Here is a 23,126-nt window from a genome sequence, read left to right as displayed (position 1 = left end):
ATTATAATCTCACACGGGCTCAGGACGAGCCGGATAACCTACTTTTCTTCAGGGACCGAAGACATGCCCCAGGCAAGCGGATTGCAGTTTACCGCCCGTGTTGGCGAACTCCCCTCTGATTTATTCTCCGTGGTCGGCTTCATACTGACCGAGCGCCTCTCCGGGGTGTTTCACGGCCACCTTGAGCTGGCCAGTACCGACCCGTCGATTCAGGCCTCCGAGATACTGGAACAATCGGTCGATCTCGTGATCTGGCAGGACGGCGCGCCGCTGCGGCGATTTACCGGCGTGGTCAACGAATTTGCCCGGGGCGACTCCGGCCACCGGCGCACCCGCTATGAACTGGTCATCCAGCCACCACTCTGGCGCCTGGGCCTGATGCACAACAGCCGAATCTTCCAGACCCAGAGCACCGATGCCATCGTGCGCACTCTACTTGAGGAGCGCGGCATTATCGATTCGGCCTTCGATCTGAAGCGCCCGCCACAGCAGCGGGAATACTGTGTTCAGCACCGGGAAAGCGACCTGGCCTTTCTCGAACGCCTGGCCGCCGAGGAAGGCTGGCACTACCGCTACGAACACGGCAGCGTGGATGGCGAGACTCAGCCCGCGCTGGTTATTGCCGACCACCACGGCGATACACCGAAACTGGAGCCGGCAGCATACAACGCCAAGGCCGGTGGCCGCACCCGGCGCCCCGTGGTCTACCGGTTCCGGTATGAGGAGCGGGTAAGGGTAGCCTCCGTGGCGATGAAGGATTACACCTTCCAGAATCCCGCTTACGCCCTGATGCACGAACAAGCGGCCGGCGGATTAAACCATCGGGAAGACTACCAGCACTTCGACTACCCCGGTCGCTTCAAGGCCGACGCCAGTGGCCAGCCTTTTACCGAAGCCCGGCTTCAGGCCCTGCGTAACGACGCCAGCACCGCCTCCGGTGAGAGTAACCGCCCGGACTTCAGCGCCGGCGCCAAGATTGAACTGACGGAGCACGACAGCGACGCCCTGAACCGGGAATGGCTGCTGACCGCAGTTACCCACACCGGGACCCAGCCCCAGGCATTGGAAGAAGAGGGTGGCAGCGAACCCACCACCTATCACAATCGTTTCACGGCCATCCCCGCCGACCGCACCTGGCGGCCACAAACACCCCACCGCCCCCTGATGGACGGCCCGCAGATTGCCATTGTCACGGGGCCTGAAGGCGAAGAGATCCACTGCGACGAACACGGCCGGGTAAAGGTCCGTTTCCCCTGGGACCGATACTCGAAAAACGATGAACACAGCAGCGCCTGGCTCAGAGTAAGCCAGGGCTGGGCCGGTGGCCAGTATGGTTTCATGGCACTGCCAAGAATCGGCCATGAGGTGATTGTCTCATTTCTCGACGGCGACCCGGACCAACCCATCATCACCGGCCGCACCCATCACGCCACCAACACCCCGCCGTACCCGTTGCCGGAACACAAGACCCGCACCACCCTGAAAACCAAAACCCACAAGGGCGAGGGCAGCAACGAGCTTCGGTTTGAGGACGAAGCGGATCAGGAACAGATCTATGTGCACGCCCAGAAGGATCTGGACCTGCTCACCGAACACAATCGCACCGAGGTCATCAAAAACGATAGCCACCTGACCGTTGGGAATGACCGGTTCAGCCAGATCAAGGGCGATGACCACTGCACGGTAGGTGGTGAAAAACGGGAATCGGTGGGCGCCGATTGCAGCCTTGTCATCGGCGGCACCTACCACCAGAAGTCCGCTCAGGGAACCCTTAGCGAAGCCGGCACCGAAGTTCACCATAAAGCGGGCGCAAAAGTGGTGTTGGACGCCGGCGCCGAACTTACCATTTCGGCGGGTGGCAGTCTTCTCAAGCTGGATCCGAGTGGGGTGACGCTGGCAGGGCCGGGGGTGAAGATTAATTCGGGTGGGGCGCCGGGTAGTGGTTCGGGGCAGAGTGTGATGATGGCGGAAATGCCGCAGGTGATTGAGGGTGGCCAGCCCCACAAGCCCGAGCAGCAGGCACTGGCTGAGGTTGGGCAGCGGGAAAACGCGCCGGCCATCAATGTCGAGTCCCAGATTGCGGCGCTCAGGAAGGGGAATGCAACCTGCCCGGTTTGTGAGGAACAGAGCTCATGAAACAGGATTACGGGCCCGTATCGGAATCGCCGTTTGCCCATGTTCACTGGCCTGACCATCGCCCGGTTGGGCTTGTCCTGGATGGTGTCGCTATTCCGGGGCTCGGTGAACAGATATACCAGTGGGTCGGTGACCAGCCCTTTAATGCGGAGTGCATGTACGTTGCAACCCGCTGGGAGGCGGTTTCGGACCTGTCCCCGTGGCTTGTATGGCTCAGTGGGCCGGAAGATCCGGTGCTGGAAGGCTTTCTGGCGCAGGGGGCCGAGCATGAGCAGGGGTACCTGCTGATATCAGCCACAGACCGTGCTACCTGTGCCCGCTGGATGCGGTCCCACCTGCAGGTAGAAATGGCGCCGGATTGCGAAGAACTGGTGCGCATTGGCCATCCAGCGCTGGCACGAACAGTGATCGGGGGCAACCTTTCCGGCTTTCCCACCAGAGCCGTGGATCGGCTGATAGTTCCGGATCGTATCAGCAAACAATGGCACCTTGTCGAGCCTCCGGCGGTTTAGCCAGGCAGCACAGGTGGCAAGCCCGGAAAAATGATGGTCTCGCCGAACTTGAAGGACGCTTTCAAAGCTTTCAATCGGCGCAAAGACGCATTACAGATATGGAACAACCTGGATGAGCCAGTGCGCAACCAGTTGGGTGGCCCGGCTTTGAGGGATGCCTACCCCGCACTTTGGAGAATGCTGGAAGAGGCACTTGGCAGCGGGTGCAGCAACCTGCGGGAGGTCATGCAATTCCTGTTCGCCAGATTGCCGCGACAAGCCGATAGAAATGCCGTGACGGAAACGGCGTCCCCATTGGATCAAGGATGAACAATGACACGGATACAGCGCCCCACTGACGACCGGGCAAGTAACGATCTTTTGTGCTGGGAACAGCCAGGAACCCCCATTGATGCGCCTGCGTCATGCCCACTGCTGAAAACCGTGCATCTGCTGCCTATTCGGTATGGCCGGGTGGAAGTTACCCCCGCCGATACAGACCCCGGATACCCTTACTCGTTGACCTCCCGCCCCCTTGGCTACCGCCTCCTAAGGAATGGTTACCTTTATGTACTGGATGCGGATACCACAGAGCTCCACGAGTACCTGCATGAAAATGGTGAACTGACGGGCCATAGCGACGGCAAGCTGGAGTACCCGGTATCCCATACGCTGTACGTTGCCTTCTCGGAACTGGCATGGACTGCCCGCAAGAAAGCGCAGGTACTGGACGACCCACAGGAGCGTGATGCGCTGCTGCAGAGAATTGACCTGGCCAGCGCCTCGCCGCGGAGCGGCGGCAAGCACCTGTTGACGCCCAACCAGGCCAAACAATGGGTGGCTGAAATTGGCGAAGACTATACGCCGGATGCCCCCGAAAACGGCCACCCCCAGGAAAGCGAACCCTACCACTGGGAGAACCAGCCCTATTACCACAAGACCCGGTTCGGCAAGCTGATCAAACAGCAGTCCATTGATGATGTGTCCAATTGCCTCTGCCTTGTTGTGAGGGACGACGTGGGCGTGATGCTGGACCTGGCCCAGCATCAGGACGATGTGGTGGGGTGGATAGAAAGCTGGACAAGTGAGGGAGACGACGAGCGAGACTATTTCCTTGGTGCACTGATTGAGTCCATGACCCTGCTGGACGAACAGGGCTTGGATGCCATGGTGGCCAATGCGGACCACCCTGCCATTCTCTCCATGCGGCAGGACCTGAAAGCCATGCCGGAAAGCGACCGTTCAAACACCCAGTCCGCATTACTGGCAGCATTGAGACAACTCGAGGATGAAGCGAGACCCGGCCCCAATGATGCGTCGCTTCCCCCTGACGTTAAATCAAGGGTTGAAGAGATCCGGAGTACAGCCAACCGAACCAACGCCTACGGCATCCTTCCCAAGATGCAGAGAGCGGTGGACGAGTGGTACCTGCGACAAGCCATGGAAGGGGCCAGGCCGGATTTTGTGGACTCCCATATAGAAGGCATTGTCGCCCTGGAAAAGGCGCATCGCGATAATCTGAAGGCGATTCTGGAGGGGCGTGGTTTCGGCCATCGCGGAATCAACGACTTGATCGACCGAGAAGCCATGGACCAGTACATGGCCGACCAGCGTGCGAAACTGGCCCGCTGGCAGTCACTGCTGACGGATATAACCAGTGATCGTATTCAACTGCTGACAGACAACCTCTATCACCAGGCCGCGTGGTATTTTGACCCGGAAGACGAAATGCAGATTGAGGCGGCCCTGGATCTGGAGTACGCCTGCCGCAAGGACATCTGCCGTTCCGACGAGGCGAGTGACGGCGTGCTGGAGTGGCTGGAACAGAACCCCCAATACAGTCTCCCCCTGTTCCAGACCCTGCCAAAGAATGACCGCTCGGAAGACGGTGAGCTGGCCAAGACCTACGTGGCGGTTGGCTCCGCTGGCTACGCTGTGGTTACAAAGGCGGCGAAGTGGATCCAACGGGTAAAAGCGGCGGAGCAGGGCAAGCTTCCGGATTATTCCCACTACTCGCAGCAGATCCAACAGAAAGCAGAAGGAGTGGGAGACACCCTCGCCCCGGCTATTGCCCGGGCCAAGGGGCGCGCTGTTGGGGAGCTCTACAAGGCCATCGACAGCCAGACCCTGCCGGAGCTGGATGACCTCTTTCGGGACCTGCCGTATTTTTTCAAGCGGCGCATGCTGGACGCCATAGATCAGGGCAAGGCGGAATTCCGCTTCGCTTCGGCAGGCGAGTTGGCGACCTTCCGGGACAACCTCAGGCAGATGCTGCAGCTGGATCAACGGATGAAACAGCTTCAGAACCAGCACGATGTTGCCAAATCCACCCATGGTCATCTTTCCGAAAAAGCCCAGGGATTGGTGGCTGAATTCAAGGCTACCCGCGAAGAGCATCGTAAAATCGGTAAACGCGTGGCCGCCGCCCTCAGCCCGGTTGAGGAAACCGACACCGGCCTGAAACTGGAACCGGCCACCACCGGCCGTGCCGGCATAACGTTGGTTCCGCCGCCATTGGCCCAGCAGGAAGTTGGACGACTGGTTGGGCATTTCCGGCAGGGCTTGGCATCAGCTCCCCGGGTGAACCTGATGGGGGATGGGCTTGGGGTTTTGGTATTTGGGGTTCAGTTGGCTATTTTTGGAAATGCATTGGGTGAGCTTTTTTCAACGGATAACAAGCAGAAAAATTTGCAAGATAACCTGAAACGCGTAGGTGAGAGTTTTGGGGCTACCTTAGCGGCCGGTTTTCTGGCGGCTCAGGGCATCACGGATACAGCTTATGGTACTAGGGCACAGGCCCTGGCTGGTGCCTGGCAGCACAGTGCCTTGACTAGTGTGCATATCCGAATGGGTAAATTGCATGTTTGGCTTGGTGGTCCTGCCTATCTGTTTGGAGCTGTCAGCGCTGGAATAAGCGCCTACAAGCATCGGGAAAACTGGCTAAAGGCGGTTCAGACTGGCAATGCTGAAGCCCAGGCAGGTGCAGTGCTGGGGATGGTTGGCAGTGGCGGTTTAGCGGTTACCAATATGTATGGATTCGGGCGCACCTTGAGTATGGCGCGGGCCGTGCGCCGAGCCAGCAAGGGAATCGCTCGGGCTGAAGCCTGGGCCGTTGCAGGCCGGACCTTGTCCGGCCTGTTTGCCCGTCTGAACGTGGCGGGGCTGGTGTTCACGGTTTTTGAGTTGGGCGGTACCTGGCTGTATAACCGTTACAACCTGAGCGAGCGGGATAAATGGCTGCAAACCACGCCCTGGTCACGGGAGGCCGAGCAGGTTCACAATGGCTCGCTTGACGACTATGTAGAGGCCTTTGCCCGGATTGGCAACAGTGTCACCCTTGACGAAGTGTCCGGCGAGGATGAAGAAACGTCCAGGTTACGGTTAAACTGCCACGGTTTGCCGACGGACAGCCTGATGGAGCCTCTGGAAGGCAACGCGCCCCACCGGCTATCCATCGCCGCATGGCGCATCCAGCCGGGGCGAAGGGGAATGTTCTCCCTCCAATCGGAAACGTGGGTACCTTGTACCGGTGCCATCCTGGGTAGCCTGGAGCAGTCGGTCGATACCGATCACCTGCAACTGGCCTTCAGGCCACCGGCCCATGAGAAGACCCAGCATGGCCTCCGCACCCGGGACCTGGGCTTGATGGTCAAGCTGGAAACATTGCAGGAAGATGGAGCCTATACCGGTGCCGTTTATATGCTGAAGGTCACTCCGGATAGTCAGTATCCCCTGACACCCGTGCAGGAGGCTCCGAAGGCAGAGATTACCTGGTGGCGACTCCGTCAGCCACTCATAGTGACGGATGGACTTTAATGAACCCCAAGAATGCCCAGCCAGAACAGCCACCCCGCACGGGGCGTTCCGAGCCCTTCCCGAGTGGCCGGCTGACCTTTTTATCCCCCAAACCCCTGCCAACCGGCCTGCCGCCGGTGGATCATGGCCATGTGGTGGGGGAAGTGAATAACGGTTACCTGGATTTTGGGGCGGGGACACCACCGGTGTTTGGTTGGCAAGCCACTCTGGGTATCCCCTTTTTTTGCTTTTTGCTTTTTGCTTTTTTCCTCCCCTTCATTGTCTTTCTTGGAGGATTTTCTTTTGGCAATGGCTGGGAGGATGCTCTATGGGGGTGGCGAGTAACCTTTGATTATGCCTTCGAGCTTGCTTTTTGGGCCTGTAGTTTCTTCCTATTGCTCAGCCTCGGTATTTGGTACCGAGACCACCTGAAGCTGGAATCTATTATCCCCACCCGCTTTAACCGCCAACGCCGAGAAGTGTGTTTCGTGCCGGAAGGACAGAAAGAACCGATCTTTGTCCCGTGGGAAGAGCTGGTCGCCTGGGTGACGGAAGCCCAGGGCGTTACCGAATATGGCGTGCAACGCCATTACGGATTTGGCATTGGCTTCTATCACCCGGACACGGGCGAGAAATACACCCTGGAGTTTGAAACCTACGGCCAGCCCCAGGCCATCAGCACCTGGGAGGCCATCCGGGCCTACATGGAGTACGAAGTGCACACCCTGAAAGAGATCCAGGATCCATTGGAACTTCAGGGCCCGGACGACCCGCCCTGGGAGGGTGTCCATGTTTTCCGCAATGCCCGCAAACGTCTTCATGAAGAATACCGGGAAGGCAAGCGGGGGATGTTCTACCTGACTGGCTGGTACCTGTACCACCTGATGACCTTCTGGACCATTCCGAATCGGCTGGTGGAGTGGGAGGTCAGGAAGATCAAACGCATGAGCCGGAATACGCTGCCTAGGGCCATGGCGGAGTGGTCTGAATCGCTGCCGGAAGACCAATGGGTCAAACCCAGCGGGGAACTGAAGCGCCAAAGCAAGCGGGTGCTGGAACTGCAAAAAGCAAATCCGCAAAGGCCAATTACTGAGATCTTTGCCCAGGTTGGCGAGGAGTTTTCAGGTGAGGCCTCGATGACTGCTTGATTGGCTATCAATCGCCGCATGACGCATCCAGCCGGGGCGAAGGGGATGTTCTCCCGCCAACCACTCATAGTGACGGATGGACTTTAATGGACCCCAAGAATGCCCAGCCAGAACAACCGCCCCGAGCGGGGCGTTCCGAGCCCTTTCCGAGTGGCCGGCTGACCTTTTTATCCCCCAAACCCCTGCCAACCGGCCTGCCGCCAGTGGATCATGGCCATGCGGTGGGGGAAGTGAATAATAGCTACCTGGATTTTGGAGCGGGGGCGACCTCGGTGTTCGGTTGGCAGTCCACGCTGGGGATACCGTTTTTTTGCTTTTTGCTTTTTGCTTTTTGCTTTTTGCTTGGTGCTTTCTTTTTTCCTTTCGTTGTTTTTCTTGGAGGGTTTACTTTTGGTAATGGCTGGGAGGATGCTCTTTGGGGGTGGCGAGTAACCTTTGATTTTGCCTTCTGGATTGCTGTTTGGGGAGGGCTCTTTGGGTTTTTCATGCTCTCACTTCCACGCTGGCAGGCTTACGCCAAATTAAAAAACGTAATCCCCACCCGCTTCAACCGCCAACGCCGAGAAGTGTGTTTCGTGCCGGAGGGGCAGAAAGAACCGATCTTTGTCCCGTGGGAAGAGCTGGTCGCCTGGGTCACGGAGGCGCAAGGTGTTACCGAATATGGCGTGCAACGCCAGTACGGCTTTGGCATTGGCTTCTATCACCCGGAAACGGGCGAGAAATACACCCTGGAGTTTGAAACCTACGGCCAGCCCCAGGCCGTCAGCAACTGGGAAGCTGTCCGGGCGTACATGGAGTACGAAGTCCATACCCTGAAAGAGATCCAGGATCCATTGGAACTTCAGGGCCCGGACGATCCGCCCTGGGAGGGTGTCCATGTTTTCCGCAATGCCCGCAAACGTCTTCATGCGGAATACCGGGACGGCAAGCGGGGAGTGCTCTACCTGACCGGCTGGTACCTGTACCACCTGATGACCTTCTGGACTCTGCCGAACCGGCTGGTGGAGTGGGAGGTCAGGAAGATCAAACGCATGAGCCGGAAAGCGCTGCCCAAGGCCATGGCGGAGTGGTCTGAACCGCTACCGGAAGAACAGTGGGCCAAGCCCAGTGAGGAACTGAAGCGCCAGAGCAAGCGGGTGCTGGAACTGCAAAAAGCGGATCCGCAAAAGCCGGTTACTGAGATATTTGCCCAGGTTAGTGAGGAGTTTTCGGCCCAAACCGCGATGACTGCGTGACTGAGCCGACAGAGAGTAAGTCTCTATACTCGACAGCCATGAGGAACGGGCGCACTTCATGCAGAAAATCGACATGGCCAATGCCTCCCCTATCAGTGGCGGCATGCACCTGTTGACGCCCGAGCAGGCCAAGCAATGGGTTGCAGAATTTGCCGAAGACTATACGCCGGCTGTCCCCGAAGGTGCCCATCCACAGGAAGGTGAACCCTACCACTGGGAGAACCAGCCCTATTACCACAAGACCCGGTTCGGCAAGCTGATCAAGCAGCAGGCCGTGGAAGACCCGGACGATTGCCGGTGCCTGGTGCTGCAGGACGACGTGGGCGTGATGCTGGACCTGGCTCAGCACCAGGATGACGTGGTGGGCTGGCTTGACGAATGGGCAGAGAGTGGTGAAGAGCCCTGCACAAGAGCCAGGATGAGGCGGAACATGGCAGCCTGAGCGGCGAGCGTGGTATCCGTGATTTTGTCCAGGTTGATGCAATGAACGAGTACCTGGAAAACGCCGAAACCCGGCTGGCAGGGTTTGATCGTGAAAAAAAGGCGATTATTGGCTCGCTGCAAACCCTTTTACCGAAATACCATCTGTTCGGCCACCTTTATGATCGGCAGGAAGAAGAGGCTTACAGCGCCTTCCTGAAGCTCGATAATGCCCTGATCAATGTCCTGAACGACTACGCCCTGGCCTCTGGCGATTACAGCTTCATCCGCTCCTACTACTTTGGTGAGGTAGGGCACCAGCACCTGGCGGCCTTCGACATTGACCCGTCCGCCTACACCGGCACCGTTGCCAGGGTGCTGAGTGTGTATAACGCGATTGTGGCGGCCCATGACAATGCCTCGGCCCATCAGGAGTGGGTACAAACCCTGTCCGAGAATCCGCAGCTCCGATTCGCGACCCTGACCCCGGCACTGAGCGCCGAGTTAAGCAACCGGCTGGCCCAGTTAACCGTTTCCGCCAAGCAGGAACTGTTCAACCTGGTGGAAAAGGCCAGCGGCGCACGGCTGCACGAGCGGCTCCACGACGTGTTTAAACGGATGAAACCGGGCCTGCGCGCCCACCTGCTGGACAACCAACTGATCTTCAAGCTGGACCTGGAGATTGCCGATGGGGCCACGTTGAAAAACGTGGATGACCTTATCAGCGACATGGAAACCCACTCCCGTCGCTACGCAACACTGCAACAGCAGGAATTCCGCCTGGAGAACGAGCGCCAGGCCTCGAAGCGGGCCCTTCAGCGTACTCATAAAGACCGCTACGACAATGAGATTCGAAGGCTCCGCGACGCCAGGAAACTGGAAGAGGTCCGATTCAGGGGCGCCGCCGAAAAGCTGCAGAAATTCATCCCTTCGGAGGGTAACCAGTACGCCGGTATCCTCCGGCTCGGCGGCCTGCAAAACACCGCCGAAGCCAGGGCGGTCAACGCGGAAATCAAGGAACTGGAGGCCTTGAGAAACCGCTCCGGCATGAAGGCGGTATTCGACCACGCCCGTGGCCTGGTGCATGGTGAGGATATGATGGACATCACCAAGCGGATCGGGGGGCTTGGGGTGGTTTCATTTATGGGGCTTGTGAGTTTTATAGGGACTGTTGATGCCTATCTAAAATGGGACAAAGACAAGACTTTTTCGAAGGCTCTGGATATCGCCAGTGGAGGTTTTGGAATGGTTGGTGCCGTGGCCAGTGTCAGCACCATCGTTGCCAGCGCCAGGCTGAATTACTACTACCAGTCGGTCAGCAAGGCGGAAACGGTGCTCACGCGCCTTGCCCGGGCTAACGTCTGGGGCGGAACGATTGCGGCCTGGGGTGGTTTGTTTGCGGCGGGTGCGGATGGCATTAAGCAGATAGTTGAGGTTTTCGATGGTAAGAACACCGCAGGGTCCCGGGCTGGTGCTGGAATAACGTTTGCCGGGGATTCAATGATTGTCTTCGGAAGTGGTCGTATAGCCTGGACAGGTTCAACGGGCGTTTATCATATCCTTGTGAAGCAAGCCGCCGACGTTACCTGGGCATCAGTCCACAAAAGTATGCTTCAACTCGGCGGTGGTCTGCTTCGCGGAATGAACGCCTGGCTATGGGCCGGCACGCTACTCGTGCTGGTGGGCCAATACGTCTATAACCGCTACAAGCGCAGTGAACTCCAGACGTGGTGCGAAAGCAGCGCCTGGGGCAAGGCCTCGAAGGGCTGGCCCGCCGACGAACAGCGCTACCAGCTCGCAAAGGTGATCTACCAGCCCGAACTGAGTGTGATGGCGGAACGGGAGGCCCTCCAGGGGCGCTTCCGGTACTGTGCCCTGCGGCTGACACTGCCCGGTGTATCCGCCCTGAAGCCCGACAATGCGGAATGGGTGGTGCTGGAACGCCAGGGCGTGGAGTGGTCCTGGGCCTCGGAAGACTGGCGCGACCGCTTCCTGGTTACAAACCACGACCAGGGGGGCGTTTCGTTGCAGGTGAGCCTGTTATTTGATGAGCTGGAAACCGTCAACCGGCTGTACATCGCGCTACGCTATAAGCCGGACGGCGTCACCCGCTGGCTGCCGGAGGAGGGCGAAGCCTTCCACTGCCTCCTCGAGTTGGGCGAGCGCGGCAACGTGCCCCACATTGCAACCAATGAAGACAAGGTCTGGCAGCAGATGCGGTTCCGTGAGAAGCCTGATGAACGGCTGGAACCCTTGCTGATAAACTACCGGGCACTGCGCCCGCAAAAGGATAAGGCATGACCGATCATCCCCTGAGAGCCGGAGAGCGTCGGAAGGCAGCCGACGGAGATTTGCTGGCGCTGAGCCCGCTGCCGGTGGCTTCCGGCGCCCGCCCGTCGGACCCGGCGAACTGGATACGCCGCAAGAACCCGGTCTGGATGGATCTGCAGGGTGGGAGCCTGGTGTTTGCGGCTGAATTGTCGTTGATGTTTTTGAGCCTAAGCCTAATTACTATTTCGATAGCTTTCTTTTTGTCAGCAGAATCCGCCTGGAGAAACAGCTCCCATTTCGATTGGTGGTTACCGGGAATTCTGATAGTGGGCAATTTACTCTGCAGCCTTCCGTTCGCCCTGGTCATTCACTACAACACCAATAAGGCTATCAAGGAGGGCCCGCCCATCCGGCTTAACCGCCAGAAGCGGGAAGTGGCCATGCCGTGTTGGGTGGGGGGGAAGGAGGTCAAAATCCCGTTTTGGGGCAGGGATGCTTCTGTGGGGATCTACACCATCTATTTGTTTACTTTTTTCGCATTGGTTGTGCCGTTGTTCTATGAAAGGCCTTTCGACGATTTCCAGAAGTCTTTCATATTCTGGACGTGGGTCGTTTTTGCGCTGGAAAACCTCATCTTCATCCCCTACATCGTCATCGGCTTGCACCTGCAAAAGAAACACAAGCCCCGCCTGGAGTACGTCTATCACCCCTGGGAACAGTTGGTGGCCTATGTCCAGAAACAGCAGGATATCGGTCCCTCGATCTTTACCGAACGCACCCTGCTGACCCTAGCCGTGCCGGACCCGGACAACCCGGAAACGGCGAAGGCGGCGGCCTCTGTGGCCGTGGGGCACGAGACCGTGGGGCTGGCCCAATGGGAAAGTATTCGCCGATTTATGGAAGAAGGCCCGGAAGCCTGCCCCGACCCCCGGGACTACGGCACCCTGGCCTACTACAAGGAAAGCTGCCGCCAGGCACGCCGGGAAAAGCCAATGGGCGCCTGGCTGTGGAAGAAGATGGCCGACTGGTTCTTCCAGCGCTACCTGGCCCACAAACTCACCGAATGGCGGGTCAACAACCTGATACCAAAGAGCCTCCCGGACGAATTGCACGAGTGGTCACAGCCCCTTCCCGAAGACCAGTGGGCCGGGCCCTCCGAGGCCCTGAAGGTTGAAACCCGCCGCTTGGAATCCCTGCGCAAGAAGAACCCCAGACTGGCACCCGAGGCAATGCTGGAGGTGTTCTACCGGGCGTCCCGGGAAGGGGAGACGTTGCTGGCATGACCGAACCGGCCGACGACAGCCTGCTGAAACTGGATCCGAGCGGTGTGACGATGGCGGGCCCATGCATCAATCCTAAATCCGGTGGTTCGCTGGAAGCCTTCAATCGCCGCATGGCGCATCCAGCCGGGGCGACGGGGAATGTTCTCCCGCCAGCCGGAAACCTGGGTACCCTGTACTGGCGCCATCCCAATACATCTATAACCGATACAAGCGAAGCGAACTCCAGGCGTGGTGCGAAAACAGCGCCTGGGGCAAGGCATCGAAGGGCTGGCCCGCCGACGAACAGCGCTACCAGCTCGCCAAGGTGATCTACCAGCCCGAACTGAGTGTGATGGCGGAACGGGAGGCCCTCCAGGGACGCTTCCGATACTGTGCCCTGCGGCTGACACTGCCCGGTGTCTCCGGCCTGAACGCTGATAATGCGGAATGGGTGGTGCTGGAACGCCAGGGCGTGGAGTGGTCCTGGGCCTCGGAAGACTGGCGCGACCGCTTCCTGGTCACAGGCTGTGACCAGGGGGGCGTTTCGTTGCAGGTGAGCCTGTTGTTTGATGAGCTGGAAACCGTCAACCGGCTGTATATCGCGGTACGCTATAAGCCGGACGGCGTTACCCGCTGGTTGCCGGGGAGCGGCGAAGCCTTCCATTGCCTCCTCGAGCTGGGCGAGCGCGGCAACGTGCCCCACATTGCAACCAACGAAGACAAGGTCTGGCAGCAGATGCGGTTCCGTGAGAAGCCTGATGAACGCCTGGAACCCTTGCTGATAAACTACCGGGCACTGCGCCCGCAAAAGGATAAGGCATGACCGATCATCCCCTGAGAGCCGGAGAGCGCCGGAAGGCAGCCGACGGAGACCTGCTGGCCCTCAGCCCCCTGCCGGTGGCTTCCGGCGTCCGCCCGTCGGACACGGCGGACTGGATCCGCCGCAAGAACCCGGTCTGGATGGATTTGCAGGGTGGGAGCCTGGTGTTTGCGGCTGAACTGTCGTTGATGTTTTTGAGCTTAAGTTTACTGACAATCTTTGCCGGACTGTTGATGACCTTGGCCGTTTATCTCGACAGGGGGGCGTGGAATTGGAGCCCGCCGTTATTTTTGCTTGTTGGCAATATCTTCTGCAGTCTGCCGTTCGCCCTGGTCATCCACTTCAGCACCAACAAGGCCATCAAGGAGGGCCCGCCCATTCGGCTTAACCGCCAGAAGCGGGAAGTGGCCATGCCGGGCTGGGTGGGGGGGAAAGACGTGAACATTCCCCTCTGGGATAAAGAGCCGTTCTCACTCATGTATATCCTGTATGTGGCGACCTTTTTTGCCGTGGTCATTGCCTATTCGGGTGAATGGCCGCTGGAGGGCTTTAATCTCAGGTACTTTCAGGTCAGCGTGACTGCGTTGATCATAGAAAGCCTCATCTTCATCCCCTACATCCTCATCGGCCTGCACCTGCACAAGAAACACAAGCCCCGCCTGGAGTACGTCTATCACCCCTGGGAGCAGTTGGTGGCCTATGTCCAGAAACAGCAGGATATCGGCCCCTCGATCTTTACCGAACGCACGATGCTGACCCTGGCCGTGCCGGACCCGGACCACCCGGAAACGGCGAAGGCGGCGACCTCCGTGGCCGTGGGGCACGAGACTGTGGGTCTGGCCCAGTGGGAAAGTATTCGCCGGTTCATGGAGGAAGGCCCGGAGGCCTGTCCCGATCCCCGGGAATACGGCACCCTGGCCCATTACAAAGAAAGCTGCCGTCAGGCCCGGCAGGAAAAAACCACGGGCGCCTGGCTGTGGAAGAAGGTGGGCGACTGGTTCTTCCAGCGCTACCTGGCCCATAAGCTCACCGAATGGCGGGTCAACAACCTGATCCCCAGGAGCCTCCCGGACGAGCTGCACGAGTGGTCACAGCCCCTTCCCGAAGACCAGTGGGCCAGTCCTTCCGAGGCCCTGCAGGTTGAAAGCCGCCGCATGGAATCCCTGCGTAAGAAGAACCCTAAGCTGACACCCCAGGCGCTGCTGGAGGCGTTGTACCGGGAGTCCCGGGAAGGGGATACGTTGCTGGCATGACTGAGCAACCCCTGAGAGCCGGAGAGCGCCGGAAGGCAGCCGACGGAGACCTGCTGGCCCTCAGCCCGCTGCCGGTGGCTTCCGGCGCCCGCCCGTCGGACCCGGCGGACTGGATACGCCGCAAGAACCCGGTCTGGATGGATTTGCAGGGTGGGAGCCTGGTGTTTGCGGCTGAATTGTCGTTGATGTTCTTGAGTTTGTGCATCCTGCTGTGTTTGGCAATGGTATACGTCACGATTGCTTTTTATTTGCACAATGATAGGTTTGTGTGGGAGCCAACTATTGCAGCTGTCGTTGGCAGCCTGTTTTTTACCGCTCCCTTTGGCATAGTGATCTACTACAACACCAACAAGTCCATCAAGGAAGGCCCCCCCATTCGGCTTAACCGCCAGAAGCGGGAAGTGGCCATGCCGTGTTGGGTGGGGGGGAAGGAGGTCAAAATCCCGTTTTGGGGCAGGGACGCTTCTGTGGGGATCTACACCATTTATCTTTTTACGAGTTTCGGTGTTATAGTGCCGTTTCTTCATGAGGGCCCGCTGGATGAATTTCAGAGGTCTTTCGTGTATTGGAGCCTGGGTGCATTATTTCTTGAAAGCCTCATCTTCATCCCCTACATCCTCATCGGCTTGCACCTACACAAGAAACACAAGCCCCGCCTGGAGTATGTTTATCACCCCTGGGAACAGTTGGTGGCCTATGTCCAGAAACAGCAGGATATCGGTCCCTCGATCTTTACCGAACGCACCCTGCTGACCCTAGCCGTGCCGGACCCGGACAACCCGGAAACGGCGAAGGCGGCGGCCTCTGTGGCCGTGGGGCACGAGACCGTGGGGCTGGCCCAATGGGAAAGTATTCGCCGATTTATGGAAGAAGGCCCGGAAGCCTGCCCCGACCCCCGGGACTACGGCACCCTGGCCTACTACAAGGAAAGCTGCCGCCAGGCACGCCGGGAAAAGCCAATGGGCGCCTGGCTGTGGAAGAAGATGGCCGACTGGTTCTTCCAGCGCTACCTGGCCCACAAACTCACCGAATGGCGGGTCAACAACCTGATACCAAAGAGCCTCCCGGACGAATTGCACGAGTGGTCACAGCCCCTTCCCGAAGACCAGTGGGCCGGGCCCTCCGAGGCCCTGAAGGTTGAAACCCGCCGCTTGGAATCCCTGCGCAAGAAGAACCCCAGACTGGCACCCGAGGCAATGCTGGAGGCGTTGTACCGGGCGTCCCGGGAAGGGGAGACGTTGCTGGCATGACCGAACCGGCCGGCGACAGCCTGCTGAAACTGGGTCAGAGCGGTGTGACGATGGCGGGCCCAAGCATCAATCTCAAATCCGGTGGTTCGCTGGAAGCCCTCAATTGCCGCATGGCGCATCCAGCCGGGGCGAAGGGGAATGTTCTCCCGCCAACCGGAAACCTGGGTACCCTGTACCGGTGCCATCCTGGGTAGCCTGGAGCAGTCGGTCGATACCGGTCACCTGCAACTGGCCTTCAGGCCACCGGCCCATGAGAAGACCCAGCATGGCCTCCGCACCCGGGACCTGGGCTTGATGGTCAAGCTTGAAACATTGCAGGAAGATGGAGCCTATACCGGTGCCGTTTATATGCTGAAGGTGACTCCGGACACTCAGTACCCCCTGACGCCTGTGCAGGAGACACCAAAAGCTGAGATTACCTGGTGGCGACTCCGCCAGCCACTCATAGTAACGGATGGACTTTAATGAACCCCAAGAATGCCCAGTCAGAACAGCCGCCCCGTGCGGGTCGTTCCGAGCCCTTTCCGAGTGGCAGGCTGACCTTTTTATCCCCCAAACCCCTGCCAACCGGCCTGCCGCCGGTGGATCATGGCCATGCGGTGGGGGAGGTGAATGACGGGTACCTGGATTTTGGAGCGGGGACACCGCCGGTGTTTGGTTGGCAAATGGCGCTTGGTGGGCCCTTTTTTTGTTTTTTGTTTGGCGCGTTTGGTATTCCGCTTATTTTATCGGGCCTTGCGATCGCTCACGGTAGAGAGCTGGAGACTGCAGCCGAAGTATTCTAGGAGATGTTTGATTATGGATTCTGGATTGCGGTTTGGGGGTGTAGTTTCTTCTTGTTGTTGGGCATCGGTATCTCGTACCGAGATCACCTGAAGCTGGAATCCATTATCCCCACCCGCTTCAACCGCCAACGTCGAGAAGTGTGTTTCGTGCCGGAGGGAGAGAAGACGCCGATTTTCGTCCCCTGGGAAGAGTTGGTGGCGTGGATGACGGAAGCCCGGGGCGTTACCGAATATGGCGTGCAGCGCCAGTATGGCTTTGGGATTGGCTTCTATCATCCGGACACGGGCGAGAAATACACCCTGGAGTTTGAAACCTACGGCCAGCCCCAGGCCATCAGCACCTGGGAGGCCATCCGGTCATACATGGAGTACGAAGTGCATACCCTGAAAGAGATCCAGGATCCATTGGACCTGCAGGGCCCGGACGATCCACCCTGGGAGGGTGTCCATGTTTTCCGCAATGCCCGCAAACGCCTTCACGAGGAATACCGGGACGGCAAGCGGGGAGTGCTCTACCTGACCGGCTGGTACCTGTACCACCTGATGACCTTCTGGACCATCCCGAATCGGCTGGTGGAGTGGGAGGTCAGGAAGATCAAACGCATGAGCCGGAAAGCACTGCCCAAGGCCATGGCGGAGTGGTCCGAACCGCTACAGGAAGACCAATGGGCCAAACCCAGCGAGGAACTGAAACGCCAAAGCAAGCGGGTGCTGGAACTGCAAAAAGCGAATCCGCAAAAGCCGGTTACTGAGATCTTTGCTCAGGTTAGTGAGGAATTTTCAGGCAAAGCTGCGATGACTGCATGACAGATACGGACGTGAAGATCGATTTTGAGAGTACAGCCTTCAGGGCAGGTATGGTTGAACCATTGCCTGCAAGCCCGAAGAAACGCACACGGATAGGTGAAGAGCTCCAGCCCATCGGCACTTACGCGGGAGTCATTCCCTATCACGCCACGGTTCAAGATGTTGAGGCACTTCAGGACCATGAGAAAACCGATCCGGAATTCAGCGATAAAAACTGGTGGTGGAACCATCAAAGGATCCGGTTCCTAAATGGAAAAATTGGGCTGAAATTTTTAATCTTTGTTGTCCCGTTTACGTGGATTCTCACACTAGTGATTGGGGGGGCGGCAATCGTCGGATGGGGAGTGTTATCGGTAGGCCGATATTACGATTTGTCTGGCATTTTGGTAGGCGGGTTAGGCTTTATTCTAGTACCTGGGTGGATGTTATTTGCCTTCTGGATAGCATACCCTACAACCAACTGGATAATGAGCACCGGAATAGGCTTCCTCCTCAAGCCCTTTGAAAACACCATTAACAAAAGACTGGATGCCACCCTTGAAGATGGATGCAGCGAATTCAACCGCCTCACGGGTCAGGTCCGCATTGCGCTTGGTCGCGGTCGCTTCTTTGAAGCCCCGTTCGTGGAATTTGACGCCTACATTGAGCGGGTGATTCAGCAAAGCGGGGTGTTCTACCGCCTGATACTGGTGCACCGCTACACCCAGAAAACCTTCAACAAAACCGGCTTCAGCACCATCGAGTCGGAAAAGTCAGAAGTATTAGCCATGTGGGATATGTTGCAGCTCTACATGGATGTATCCCAGCCTCTGCCCGACACGCCACGCCTGGAACCTTTCCGCCATCTGGACCCGGTAACCGCTGAGCATGACAGGAAGTCGGGGAGGAACCCGAGGTACTGGCGGGATCTGGATCTGGATTCCTGGAAGGAGGGAGAGGGTTGGACGAAGGTGCATCAGCGCCAGAATTCATACCCGTGGGCAAGCAGAACCTGCAAGCTGACGCCTCAATTGGGCAAGATCTCGATGGAGGAGTATCGGAAGCTGCGGCCTACTGGTGCCTGGCCAATTTAATGCCTGCCGAGGAGCCAAATCTCGCTTGTTGCATATTGCAACACCTGTGGTAACCTGTTACTAACACTTAGCCCTACTCAGGAGACCACCATGACAACCGCTGTCCGTCTCGACGACACTCTGGTCCGCCACGCCGCAGCCGACGGCGCGGTTCATCGGCGCTCGACGCCCAAGCAGATTGAGTATTGGGCGGAGATAGGGCGAGCTGTCGCCGGCGAAGTGAGTGCAGAAGACCTGATTGCCATTCTCCAGGGCATTCGCCAGGTGAAAGTTGAGCCGGTGGTGTCTGAGTCCGTTTCCAGCGATGACCTCTGGGCTGAGGTGGATCGGGCCCGCGAAAGCGGTGACCTGGGGCGTTCTATTGGCAGGGGGCGCACGGTTTATCAGGCGTCCGGCGAGAAACCTGGCTATTTGGAGGCGGTTTATCCTGATGGCAGCCGCGCAGTGGGCCAGTTTCGCAACGGGCGTTTTGAGGAATTGAGTGACCGTGACAACGCAGCCTGAGCTCTGGCTGCTGGTTGGCGGTAACGGTGCCGGCAAGACAACCTTCTATGAGCGGTTCCTGGCACGGCGGAAAATTCCTCTGGTGAATGCAGATAACATTGCCCGCAGTGTCTGGCCGGACGCGCCTGAAAAACACAGTTACGAGGCGGCGCTGATAGCGGAACGGGAGCGGTTCCGGCTGCTTGAAGAACGCCAGAGCTTCTGCTTCGAAACTGTCTTTTCCCACCCCTCCAAGGTGGATTTTGTTGGCGCTGCCAAAGCCGCCGGCTTTCGTGTCCGGCTGTTTTACTTCCACCTGGAACTGGCATCCCTGAACAAGGCCCGGGTAGCGTCGCGGGTCAAGTCCGGCGGCCATAACGTCCCTGAAGCTAAGATAGAGGCCAGGATTCCGAGAACCCTGGCCAATCTTCGCCAATGCATCGGGTTGGTTGACGAACTCCACCTCGTCGACAACTCCAGTCTGGACCACCCCTATGTTCGAATTGCGGTCTGGCAGGACGGGCAGTGGCACTCCTTTGTGGAAACACTGCCTGGATGGGCGAGCGATCTTATTGATGCCTGATGGGCTGTCAGGGCCAACTATTTGGTACTACAAATAGCCGCTGGGTCTCCTGCCAGAGTCCCGAAGCGCTGTCTTGCTCGAGCTTCGCAAAAAGAAGAGGGACACCGTAACGCTGGATCATGTTCAGCGCCGCCATCACTGGCTGCGCAGAGGGTGGCTCGGGCTGTCTCCAGGGGCCAATCCAGTGAGGCTTGTTCAATAGCACCCAGCCTGGAACGTCGGAGGGTCGCACCTGCGAGAGATAGCACCACTGACCACGGAGATGATCGACTGGAACATGCTCTGGCGCGACAGCTTCCTGGGCAGGGGGGTAAAAAAGGTAACCCGGCATGAAAATCCGGGGTGTAACCGGCCCGGTGATTCCGGCGTTTGCCAGCAACGTGCGAACCTCGGGCAGGCGGGTTCGCTGACTCTGTTTATGAAGCATGCCGGCGGTTTTCAGATCCAGACGGTCTTTGGCGTTCGGGCCGTACCACAAGGTCGGCCCGGCCGGCTTATTAACGCCCAGGTAAAACTTGATGGCAATCTCGTGGTGCTCAATCCGATCCTCGAAGCCATTGTGCACCACGAAATCCAGTTCGCCGATGGTTCGCCCACTGGACTGGATCTGCTGGTTCTGCAGAAGAATGTCCCAGCCCAGGATATCCTGCAGCAATACCCGGTAAAGCCGTTCGAAATAAAAGCCCAGTCGCTTCTGGGGCGCTTCTTTAAGCAGCGCCGGCGCGGTCTCAGGATTTTGATCCCATCGCCGGAGCGTTTTGTCCGCGTCTACCGGAAGATAGCGAGCTGGCTCAAACGTCAGCGGTGAGCGCAGCAGCTGCGGCGCCCGGCACAACCAGGCGAGGTGCCGGATGGCCGGGGTTTTCAGCTCCGGGATTTGGTTGTTTGCTGTTTTTGCATCCATACGGCCAGAATACCGTAAACTGTGCCCAGGGTAAGATGATGAATTCGTGATTAATCCTGTCCCGAGGGAGGCTTTATGCACTATCTCCATACCATGATCCGGGTGAGCAACCTGGACGAGACCCTTCATTTCTTCTGCGATCTTCTGGGAATGATTGAAATCAGTCGAAAAAGTAGCGACAAGGGCCGTTTCACCCTGGTGTTCCTGGCAGCGCCAGGAGATGAGGCCCGCGCCCGGGAAGACAGGGCGCCGATGATCGAGCTTACGTACAACTGGGATCCGGAAGAGTACACCGGTGGCCGTAATTTTGGCCATCTGGCTTATCGTGTTGATGACATCTACGCACTGTGTGAGCACCTACAGGCCAATGGCGTTACCATTAACCGCCCGCCAAGGGATGGCCACATGGCCTTTATCCGTACCCCGGACAATATTTCGATAGAACTTCTGCAAAAAGGCGAGGCTCTGTCACCCAGAGAGCCCTGGGCCAGCATGGAAAACACCGGCACCTGGTAAGTGGGTAACGGGCTGACCAAAGGCTGAAAGTGGTATAATGCGGCCGTAAAACCCAGTATTTGCATCAGGATGATGCATTCAGAACATGGAGATGTTTGATGGAAGATTGGCAAGGATGCCTGGATCCCCAGTGCCAGACTGCTTTGTTGCATGCCCGCGAAAGTGTTGAACGCCGTGGTGGCTCCGTAATTACCGTAGAAGACTACCTGCTTGCCCTCCTGGATTCCGGCCCTGGCATTACTCGCTTTCTGCGGGGTTGCGGGGTGGATATGGACGAACTCACCCGAACCATCCAGTGTGAGCAGCCTATCGTGACCGAAGTCGGTGGTGAGGGGCAGCTTTCCTCCCAACTGATGTACTGGTTTGCTGCGGCCCGTGAGGCCACAGAGTCGCCTTGGCTGGGGTGGTCACAGTTGCTGGAATCCCTGGCTCGCTATGCCGAGCGCTTGCAGGAAAAGGCCTATGTGGCGGTTCTTGAGTTGGTCAGCCACTGGCCTGATCACACGGAAGAGCGGGAACCAGCCCCTCTGGACGAAGTGCAGCGTGCGCCTGTGGTGGTGACGGATGTCGCCTGGCTTCAACTTGCCGAGGATGTTGCGGTCAGCCTCGCAGCCTCGCCGACAGCCCTGGTCTGGGTGCGCGGCGAGCGCGGCGCAGGGAAAACGGCGTGGCTGCAGTCGCTTCTATCTGAGATGGAGCTGGATTACGTTGAGTTGGACCTGAGACGTGAAGCGGAGGTCATGGCCAGTGATTTGCCGGTTCTTCCGGGGCGTCGGGTTGATGGGTGCGCGCCGGACGACTGCTCACGTTGGCCGGTCCTGGTGCTGGATAATGTGTCTCCGGCCGATCTGGTTGCCCTGATGGAGTTGCCCGATGGCCTGGCCGCTGCCATGACACTGCAATGGGCGGGGCCGATTCTGTTATTGGGTCCGGACGAGCCCTGTAACAGTCAGGGTGTGTCGACGCTTCAACATCGCCTTGGCCGATCCCTGGACACCTTTGACATGCCCGTTGCAAGCAAGGTCCAGCGCCAGGCGATTCTGACTGCTCATCAGGCAGCGATTGAGAAACAGTGGAATGTGCAGATTCCGGGGTCGGTGATCAGGTTTGTGTCGTCGCGACGGAGCCGGGGCGTTAGTACGCCGGGCGGAATGTTGCAATGGTTGGATCGGGCGGCGGCGCGGTTAAATCTGTTTGCCCGCCGAGGGCCGACTGAGGCCGTCGCTTATGCCGGGCAGGCCGATACGTTGAGGCGCCAGTCTCTGGTCGCGCTGGCAAGGAAAGAACCGCTCGACGACATTGAGTCGTCTCTTGGCGACATCCAGCTCCAGCGAGCGGCTGCGGAAGTGGCCTGGCATGAGCGGAAAGCAGCGGGCACTTTGCGTCAGTTGTCTATCGAGGATTTGCGACAGGAGCTGGAACGCTGGGTTGCAGCGCGGCGCGGGCCGGTTCACTATGTGCTTCATTGTGAGCAGCAGGATGGAGAAACGGCGGGTGCAGGACCTGGAAATTTATATTCGTGATCTGGCCTCAGGCGCGGTGTCAGGATGGCTTGAGAGCCACGTGGACGAGCTGAAACTGGACGATAGCGAGGTAAACGGCGTCGTCAAGGGCGTCGCCCGCTATGAAGGTGAGCGGTTACGGATTGCCCTGTATCCGGGCGCTTTCGGCAAACGCTTTACGTCATTGGTCATCGAGGGCGACCGCCTGCCCTGGAACAGTGATCTTGATTGCGCCCGCAGCGCCTGGCGTACCATGGATACCGAGATTCGCTGCAGCCCTGGAGACTGGAAAGAAGGCGAGCCGGTGGAAGAGGAGAAGTGGTGGCGACTGGATCACCGGGGCGAACATCAGGTGGTCTGGAACTGAAAGAGGCAGCCCGCGGGCTGCCTCT

General features: G+C 58.5%; 23 protein-coding genes. 20 read left to right on the top strand and 3 right to left on the bottom strand.

Translation table 11 applies throughout. The annotated features are described in order from the left end of the window. Positions 1 to 63: 63 nt before the first annotated feature. The 4 genes from msub_RS07935 to msub_RS22070 all read left to right on the top strand — a co-directional run bounded on the left by msub_RS07935 (position 64) and on the right by msub_RS22070 (position 7,570). On the top strand, positions 64 to 2,136 hold the full coding sequence (locus msub_RS07935; RefSeq protein ID WP_048495506.1) for a type VI secretion system Vgr family protein: 2,073 nt from the start codon (positions 64 to 66) through the stop codon (positions 2,134 to 2,136). Continuing rightward, the gene (locus msub_RS22080; RefSeq protein WP_227506668.1) at positions 2,133 to 2,648 is read left to right on the top strand and encodes a DUF4123 domain-containing protein; all 516 of its coding nucleotides are present in this window, start codon (positions 2,133 to 2,135) and stop codon (positions 2,646 to 2,648) included. Before msub_RS07935 ends, msub_RS22080 begins: the two co-directional genes overlap by 4 nt. 312 nt (positions 2,649 to 2,960) lie before the next feature. After that, positions 2,961 to 6,443, top strand: a complete 3,483-nt coding sequence (locus tag msub_RS22075) for a toxin VasX (RefSeq protein WP_048495505.1) — start codon at positions 2,961 to 2,963, stop codon at positions 6,441 to 6,443. Continuing rightward, on the top strand, positions 6,443 to 7,570 hold the full coding sequence (locus tag msub_RS22070) for a hypothetical protein (protein WP_048495504.1): 1,128 nt from the start codon (positions 6,443 to 6,445) through the stop codon (positions 7,568 to 7,570). The genes msub_RS22075 and msub_RS22070 overlap by 1 nt, the downstream gene beginning before the upstream one ends. A 241-nt stretch (positions 7,571 to 7,811) precedes the next feature. On the opposite strand, the gene msub_RS21785 is transcribed toward msub_RS22070, so the two are convergent. After that, complete coding sequence (locus tag msub_RS21785; RefSeq protein WP_197083806.1) at positions 7,812 to 8,057, bottom strand: hypothetical protein; 246 nt, start codon at positions 8,055 to 8,057, stop codon at positions 7,812 to 7,814. On the opposite strand from msub_RS21785, the gene msub_RS22065 reads away from it, so the two are divergent. Genes msub_RS22065 through msub_RS07900 form a run of 4 tightly spaced genes read left to right on the top strand, consistent with a single transcriptional unit; the run spans position 8,056 to position 12,779 of the window. After that, positions 8,056 to 8,805 carry a hypothetical protein gene (locus msub_RS22065; RefSeq protein ID WP_227506667.1) on the top strand — a complete coding sequence of 250 codons (750 nt, stop codon included), beginning with the start codon at positions 8,056 to 8,058 and terminating at the stop codon, positions 8,803 to 8,805. The genes msub_RS21785 and msub_RS22065 overlap by 2 nt on opposite strands. Before the next feature lie 58 nt (positions 8,806 to 8,863). Further along, on the top strand, positions 8,864 to 9,247 hold the full coding sequence (locus msub_RS07910) for a hypothetical protein (protein ID WP_048495502.1): 384 nt from the start codon (positions 8,864 to 8,866) through the stop codon (positions 9,245 to 9,247). Positions 9,248 to 9,288: 41 nt separating this feature from the next. Beyond that, a complete protein-coding gene (locus msub_RS07905; RefSeq protein ID WP_048495501.1) occupies positions 9,289 to 11,526 on the top strand; it encodes a hypothetical protein in 2,238 nt (745 codons plus the stop codon). Then, the gene (locus tag msub_RS07900) at positions 11,523 to 12,779 is read left to right on the top strand and encodes a hypothetical protein (protein WP_048495500.1); all 1,257 of its coding nucleotides are present in this window, start codon (positions 11,523 to 11,525) and stop codon (positions 12,777 to 12,779) included. The genes msub_RS07905 and msub_RS07900 overlap by 4 nt, the downstream gene beginning before the upstream one ends. On the opposite strand, the gene msub_RS21515 is transcribed toward msub_RS07900, so the two are convergent. Then, positions 12,740 to 12,964: a hypothetical protein gene (locus tag msub_RS21515; protein ID WP_156182734.1), complete on the bottom strand. Its 225-nt coding sequence runs from the start codon at positions 12,962 to 12,964 to the stop codon at positions 12,740 to 12,742. The two genes, msub_RS07900 and msub_RS21515, sit on opposite strands and share 40 nt — an antisense overlap. 119 nt (positions 12,965 to 13,083) lie before the next feature. Here msub_RS21515 and msub_RS07895 point away from each other — a divergent pair, with 119 nt between their 5' ends. From msub_RS07895 to msub_RS07860, 9 genes are all read left to right on the top strand, one after another. After that, positions 13,084 to 13,581 carry a hypothetical protein gene (locus msub_RS07895; protein WP_048495499.1) on the top strand — a complete coding sequence of 166 codons (498 nt, stop codon included), beginning with the start codon at positions 13,084 to 13,086 and terminating at the stop codon, positions 13,579 to 13,581. Further along, positions 13,578 to 14,831 (top strand): hypothetical protein, encoded by a 1,254-nt coding sequence (locus msub_RS07890; protein ID WP_048495498.1) that lies wholly within the window; start codon positions 13,578 to 13,580, stop codon positions 14,829 to 14,831. The genes msub_RS07895 and msub_RS07890 overlap by 4 nt, the downstream gene beginning before the upstream one ends. Beyond that, the gene (locus msub_RS07885) at positions 14,828 to 16,081 is read left to right on the top strand and encodes a hypothetical protein (protein WP_048495497.1); all 1,254 of its coding nucleotides are present in this window, start codon (positions 14,828 to 14,830) and stop codon (positions 16,079 to 16,081) included. Before msub_RS07890 ends, msub_RS07885 begins: the two co-directional genes overlap by 4 nt. A 138-nt stretch (positions 16,082 to 16,219) precedes the next feature. Continuing rightward, entirely contained in the window at positions 16,220 to 16,546 is a 327-nt protein-coding gene (locus msub_RS07880; protein WP_048495496.1) for a hypothetical protein, read from the top strand. Next, positions 16,546 to 16,866: a hypothetical protein gene (locus msub_RS21775; RefSeq protein ID WP_197083805.1), complete on the top strand. Its 321-nt coding sequence runs from the start codon at positions 16,546 to 16,548 to the stop codon at positions 16,864 to 16,866. The genes msub_RS07880 and msub_RS21775 overlap by 1 nt, the downstream gene beginning before the upstream one ends. A gap of 51 nt (positions 16,867 to 16,917) precedes the next feature. Then, positions 16,918 to 17,673: a hypothetical protein gene (locus msub_RS22060; RefSeq protein ID WP_227506666.1), complete on the top strand. Its 756-nt coding sequence runs from the start codon at positions 16,918 to 16,920 to the stop codon at positions 17,671 to 17,673. After that, the gene (locus msub_RS07870) at positions 17,670 to 18,746 is read left to right on the top strand and encodes a hypothetical protein (protein WP_048495495.1); all 1,077 of its coding nucleotides are present in this window, start codon (positions 17,670 to 17,672) and stop codon (positions 18,744 to 18,746) included. The genes msub_RS22060 and msub_RS07870 overlap by 4 nt, the downstream gene beginning before the upstream one ends. A gap of 90 nt (positions 18,747 to 18,836) precedes the next feature. After that, positions 18,837 to 19,250: a TA system antitoxin ParD family protein gene (locus tag msub_RS07865; RefSeq protein WP_048495494.1), complete on the top strand. Its 414-nt coding sequence runs from the start codon at positions 18,837 to 18,839 to the stop codon at positions 19,248 to 19,250. Continuing rightward, positions 19,234 to 19,812, top strand: coding sequence for an AAA family ATPase (locus msub_RS07860; protein WP_227506665.1), 579 nt, complete (start codon positions 19,234 to 19,236; stop codon positions 19,810 to 19,812). The genes msub_RS07865 and msub_RS07860 overlap by 17 nt, the downstream gene beginning before the upstream one ends. Before the next feature lie 7 nt (positions 19,813 to 19,819). Here the strand turns inward: msub_RS07860 and msub_RS07855 are convergent, their stop codons facing one another. Next, entirely contained in the window at positions 19,820 to 20,716 is an 897-nt protein-coding gene (locus tag msub_RS07855; RefSeq protein WP_048495492.1) for a DUF1853 family protein, read from the bottom strand. Between the two features lie 75 nt (positions 20,717 to 20,791). Between msub_RS07855 and msub_RS07850 the strand changes: the two genes are divergently transcribed. The 3 genes from msub_RS07850 (at position 20,792) to msub_RS07840 (ending at position 23,101) form a co-directional block, all read left to right on the top strand. After that, the gene (locus msub_RS07850) at positions 20,792 to 21,232 is read left to right on the top strand and encodes a VOC family protein (RefSeq protein WP_048495491.1); all 441 of its coding nucleotides are present in this window, start codon (positions 20,792 to 20,794) and stop codon (positions 21,230 to 21,232) included. A 98-nt stretch (positions 21,233 to 21,330) separates the two neighbouring features. Continuing rightward, positions 21,331 to 22,755: a hypothetical protein gene (locus msub_RS07845; protein ID WP_048495490.1), complete on the top strand. Its 1,425-nt coding sequence runs from the start codon at positions 21,331 to 21,333 to the stop codon at positions 22,753 to 22,755. Continuing rightward, the gene (locus msub_RS07840; protein ID WP_048495489.1) at positions 22,727 to 23,101 is read left to right on the top strand and encodes a hypothetical protein; all 375 of its coding nucleotides are present in this window, start codon (positions 22,727 to 22,729) and stop codon (positions 23,099 to 23,101) included. Before msub_RS07845 ends, msub_RS07840 begins: the two co-directional genes overlap by 29 nt. Positions 23,102 to 23,126: the final 25 nt, after the last annotated feature.

Source organism: Marinobacter subterrani, from assembly GCF_001045555.1.
Lineage (GTDB): Bacteria > Pseudomonadota > Gammaproteobacteria > Pseudomonadales > Oleiphilaceae > Marinobacter > Marinobacter subterrani.
The sequence above is the reverse complement of the archived record's forward strand: the minus strand, read 5'-3'. Positions and strand labels throughout refer to the sequence as shown.

Excerpts from the sequence above, each read along its gene's own strand:
- msub_RS22065 (WP_227506667.1), top strand. The coding sequence starts at position 8,056 with ATGCTCTCACTTCCACGCTGGCAGGCTTACGCCAAATTAAAAAACGTA.
- msub_RS07850 (WP_048495491.1), top strand. The coding sequence starts at position 20,792 with ATGCACTATCTCCATACCATGATCCGGGTGAGCAACCTGGACGAGACC.
- msub_RS07910 (WP_048495502.1), top strand. The coding sequence starts at position 8,864 with ATGCAGAAAATCGACATGGCCAATGCCTCCCCTATCAGTGGCGGCATG.
- msub_RS22075 (WP_048495505.1), top strand. The coding sequence starts at position 2,961 with ATGACACGGATACAGCGCCCCACTGACGACCGGGCAAGTAACGATCTT.
- msub_RS07865 (WP_048495494.1), top strand. The coding sequence starts at position 18,837 with ATGACAACCGCTGTCCGTCTCGACGACACTCTGGTCCGCCACGCCGCA.
- msub_RS07890 (WP_048495498.1), top strand. The coding sequence starts at position 13,578 with ATGACCGATCATCCCCTGAGAGCCGGAGAGCGCCGGAAGGCAGCCGAC.
- msub_RS07935 (WP_048495506.1), top strand. The coding sequence starts at position 64 with ATGCCCCAGGCAAGCGGATTGCAGTTTACCGCCCGTGTTGGCGAACTC.
- msub_RS07855 (WP_048495492.1), bottom strand. The coding sequence starts at position 20,716 with ATGGATGCAAAAACAGCAAACAACCAAATCCCGGAGCTGAAAACCCCG.
- msub_RS07905 (WP_048495501.1), top strand. The coding sequence starts at position 9,289 with ATGAACGAGTACCTGGAAAACGCCGAAACCCGGCTGGCAGGGTTTGAT.
- msub_RS07845 (WP_048495490.1), top strand. The coding sequence starts at position 21,331 with ATGGAAGATTGGCAAGGATGCCTGGATCCCCAGTGCCAGACTGCTTTG.
- msub_RS21785 (WP_197083806.1), bottom strand. The coding sequence starts at position 8,057 with ATGAAAAACCCAAAGAGCCCTCCCCAAACAGCAATCCAGAAGGCAAAA.
- msub_RS22070 (WP_048495504.1), top strand. The coding sequence starts at position 6,443 with ATGAACCCCAAGAATGCCCAGCCAGAACAGCCACCCCGCACGGGGCGT.
- msub_RS21515 (WP_156182734.1), bottom strand. The coding sequence starts at position 12,964 with ATGGCGCCAGTACAGGGTACCCAGGTTTCCGGCTGGCGGGAGAACATT.
- msub_RS22080 (WP_227506668.1), top strand. The coding sequence starts at position 2,133 with ATGAAACAGGATTACGGGCCCGTATCGGAATCGCCGTTTGCCCATGTT.
- msub_RS07885 (WP_048495497.1), top strand. The coding sequence starts at position 14,828 with ATGACTGAGCAACCCCTGAGAGCCGGAGAGCGCCGGAAGGCAGCCGAC.
- msub_RS07880 (WP_048495496.1), top strand. The coding sequence starts at position 16,220 with ATGTTCTCCCGCCAACCGGAAACCTGGGTACCCTGTACCGGTGCCATC.
- msub_RS07870 (WP_048495495.1), top strand. The coding sequence starts at position 17,670 with ATGACAGATACGGACGTGAAGATCGATTTTGAGAGTACAGCCTTCAGG.
- msub_RS07900 (WP_048495500.1), top strand. The coding sequence starts at position 11,523 with ATGACCGATCATCCCCTGAGAGCCGGAGAGCGTCGGAAGGCAGCCGAC.
- msub_RS21775 (WP_197083805.1), top strand. The coding sequence starts at position 16,546 with ATGAACCCCAAGAATGCCCAGTCAGAACAGCCGCCCCGTGCGGGTCGT.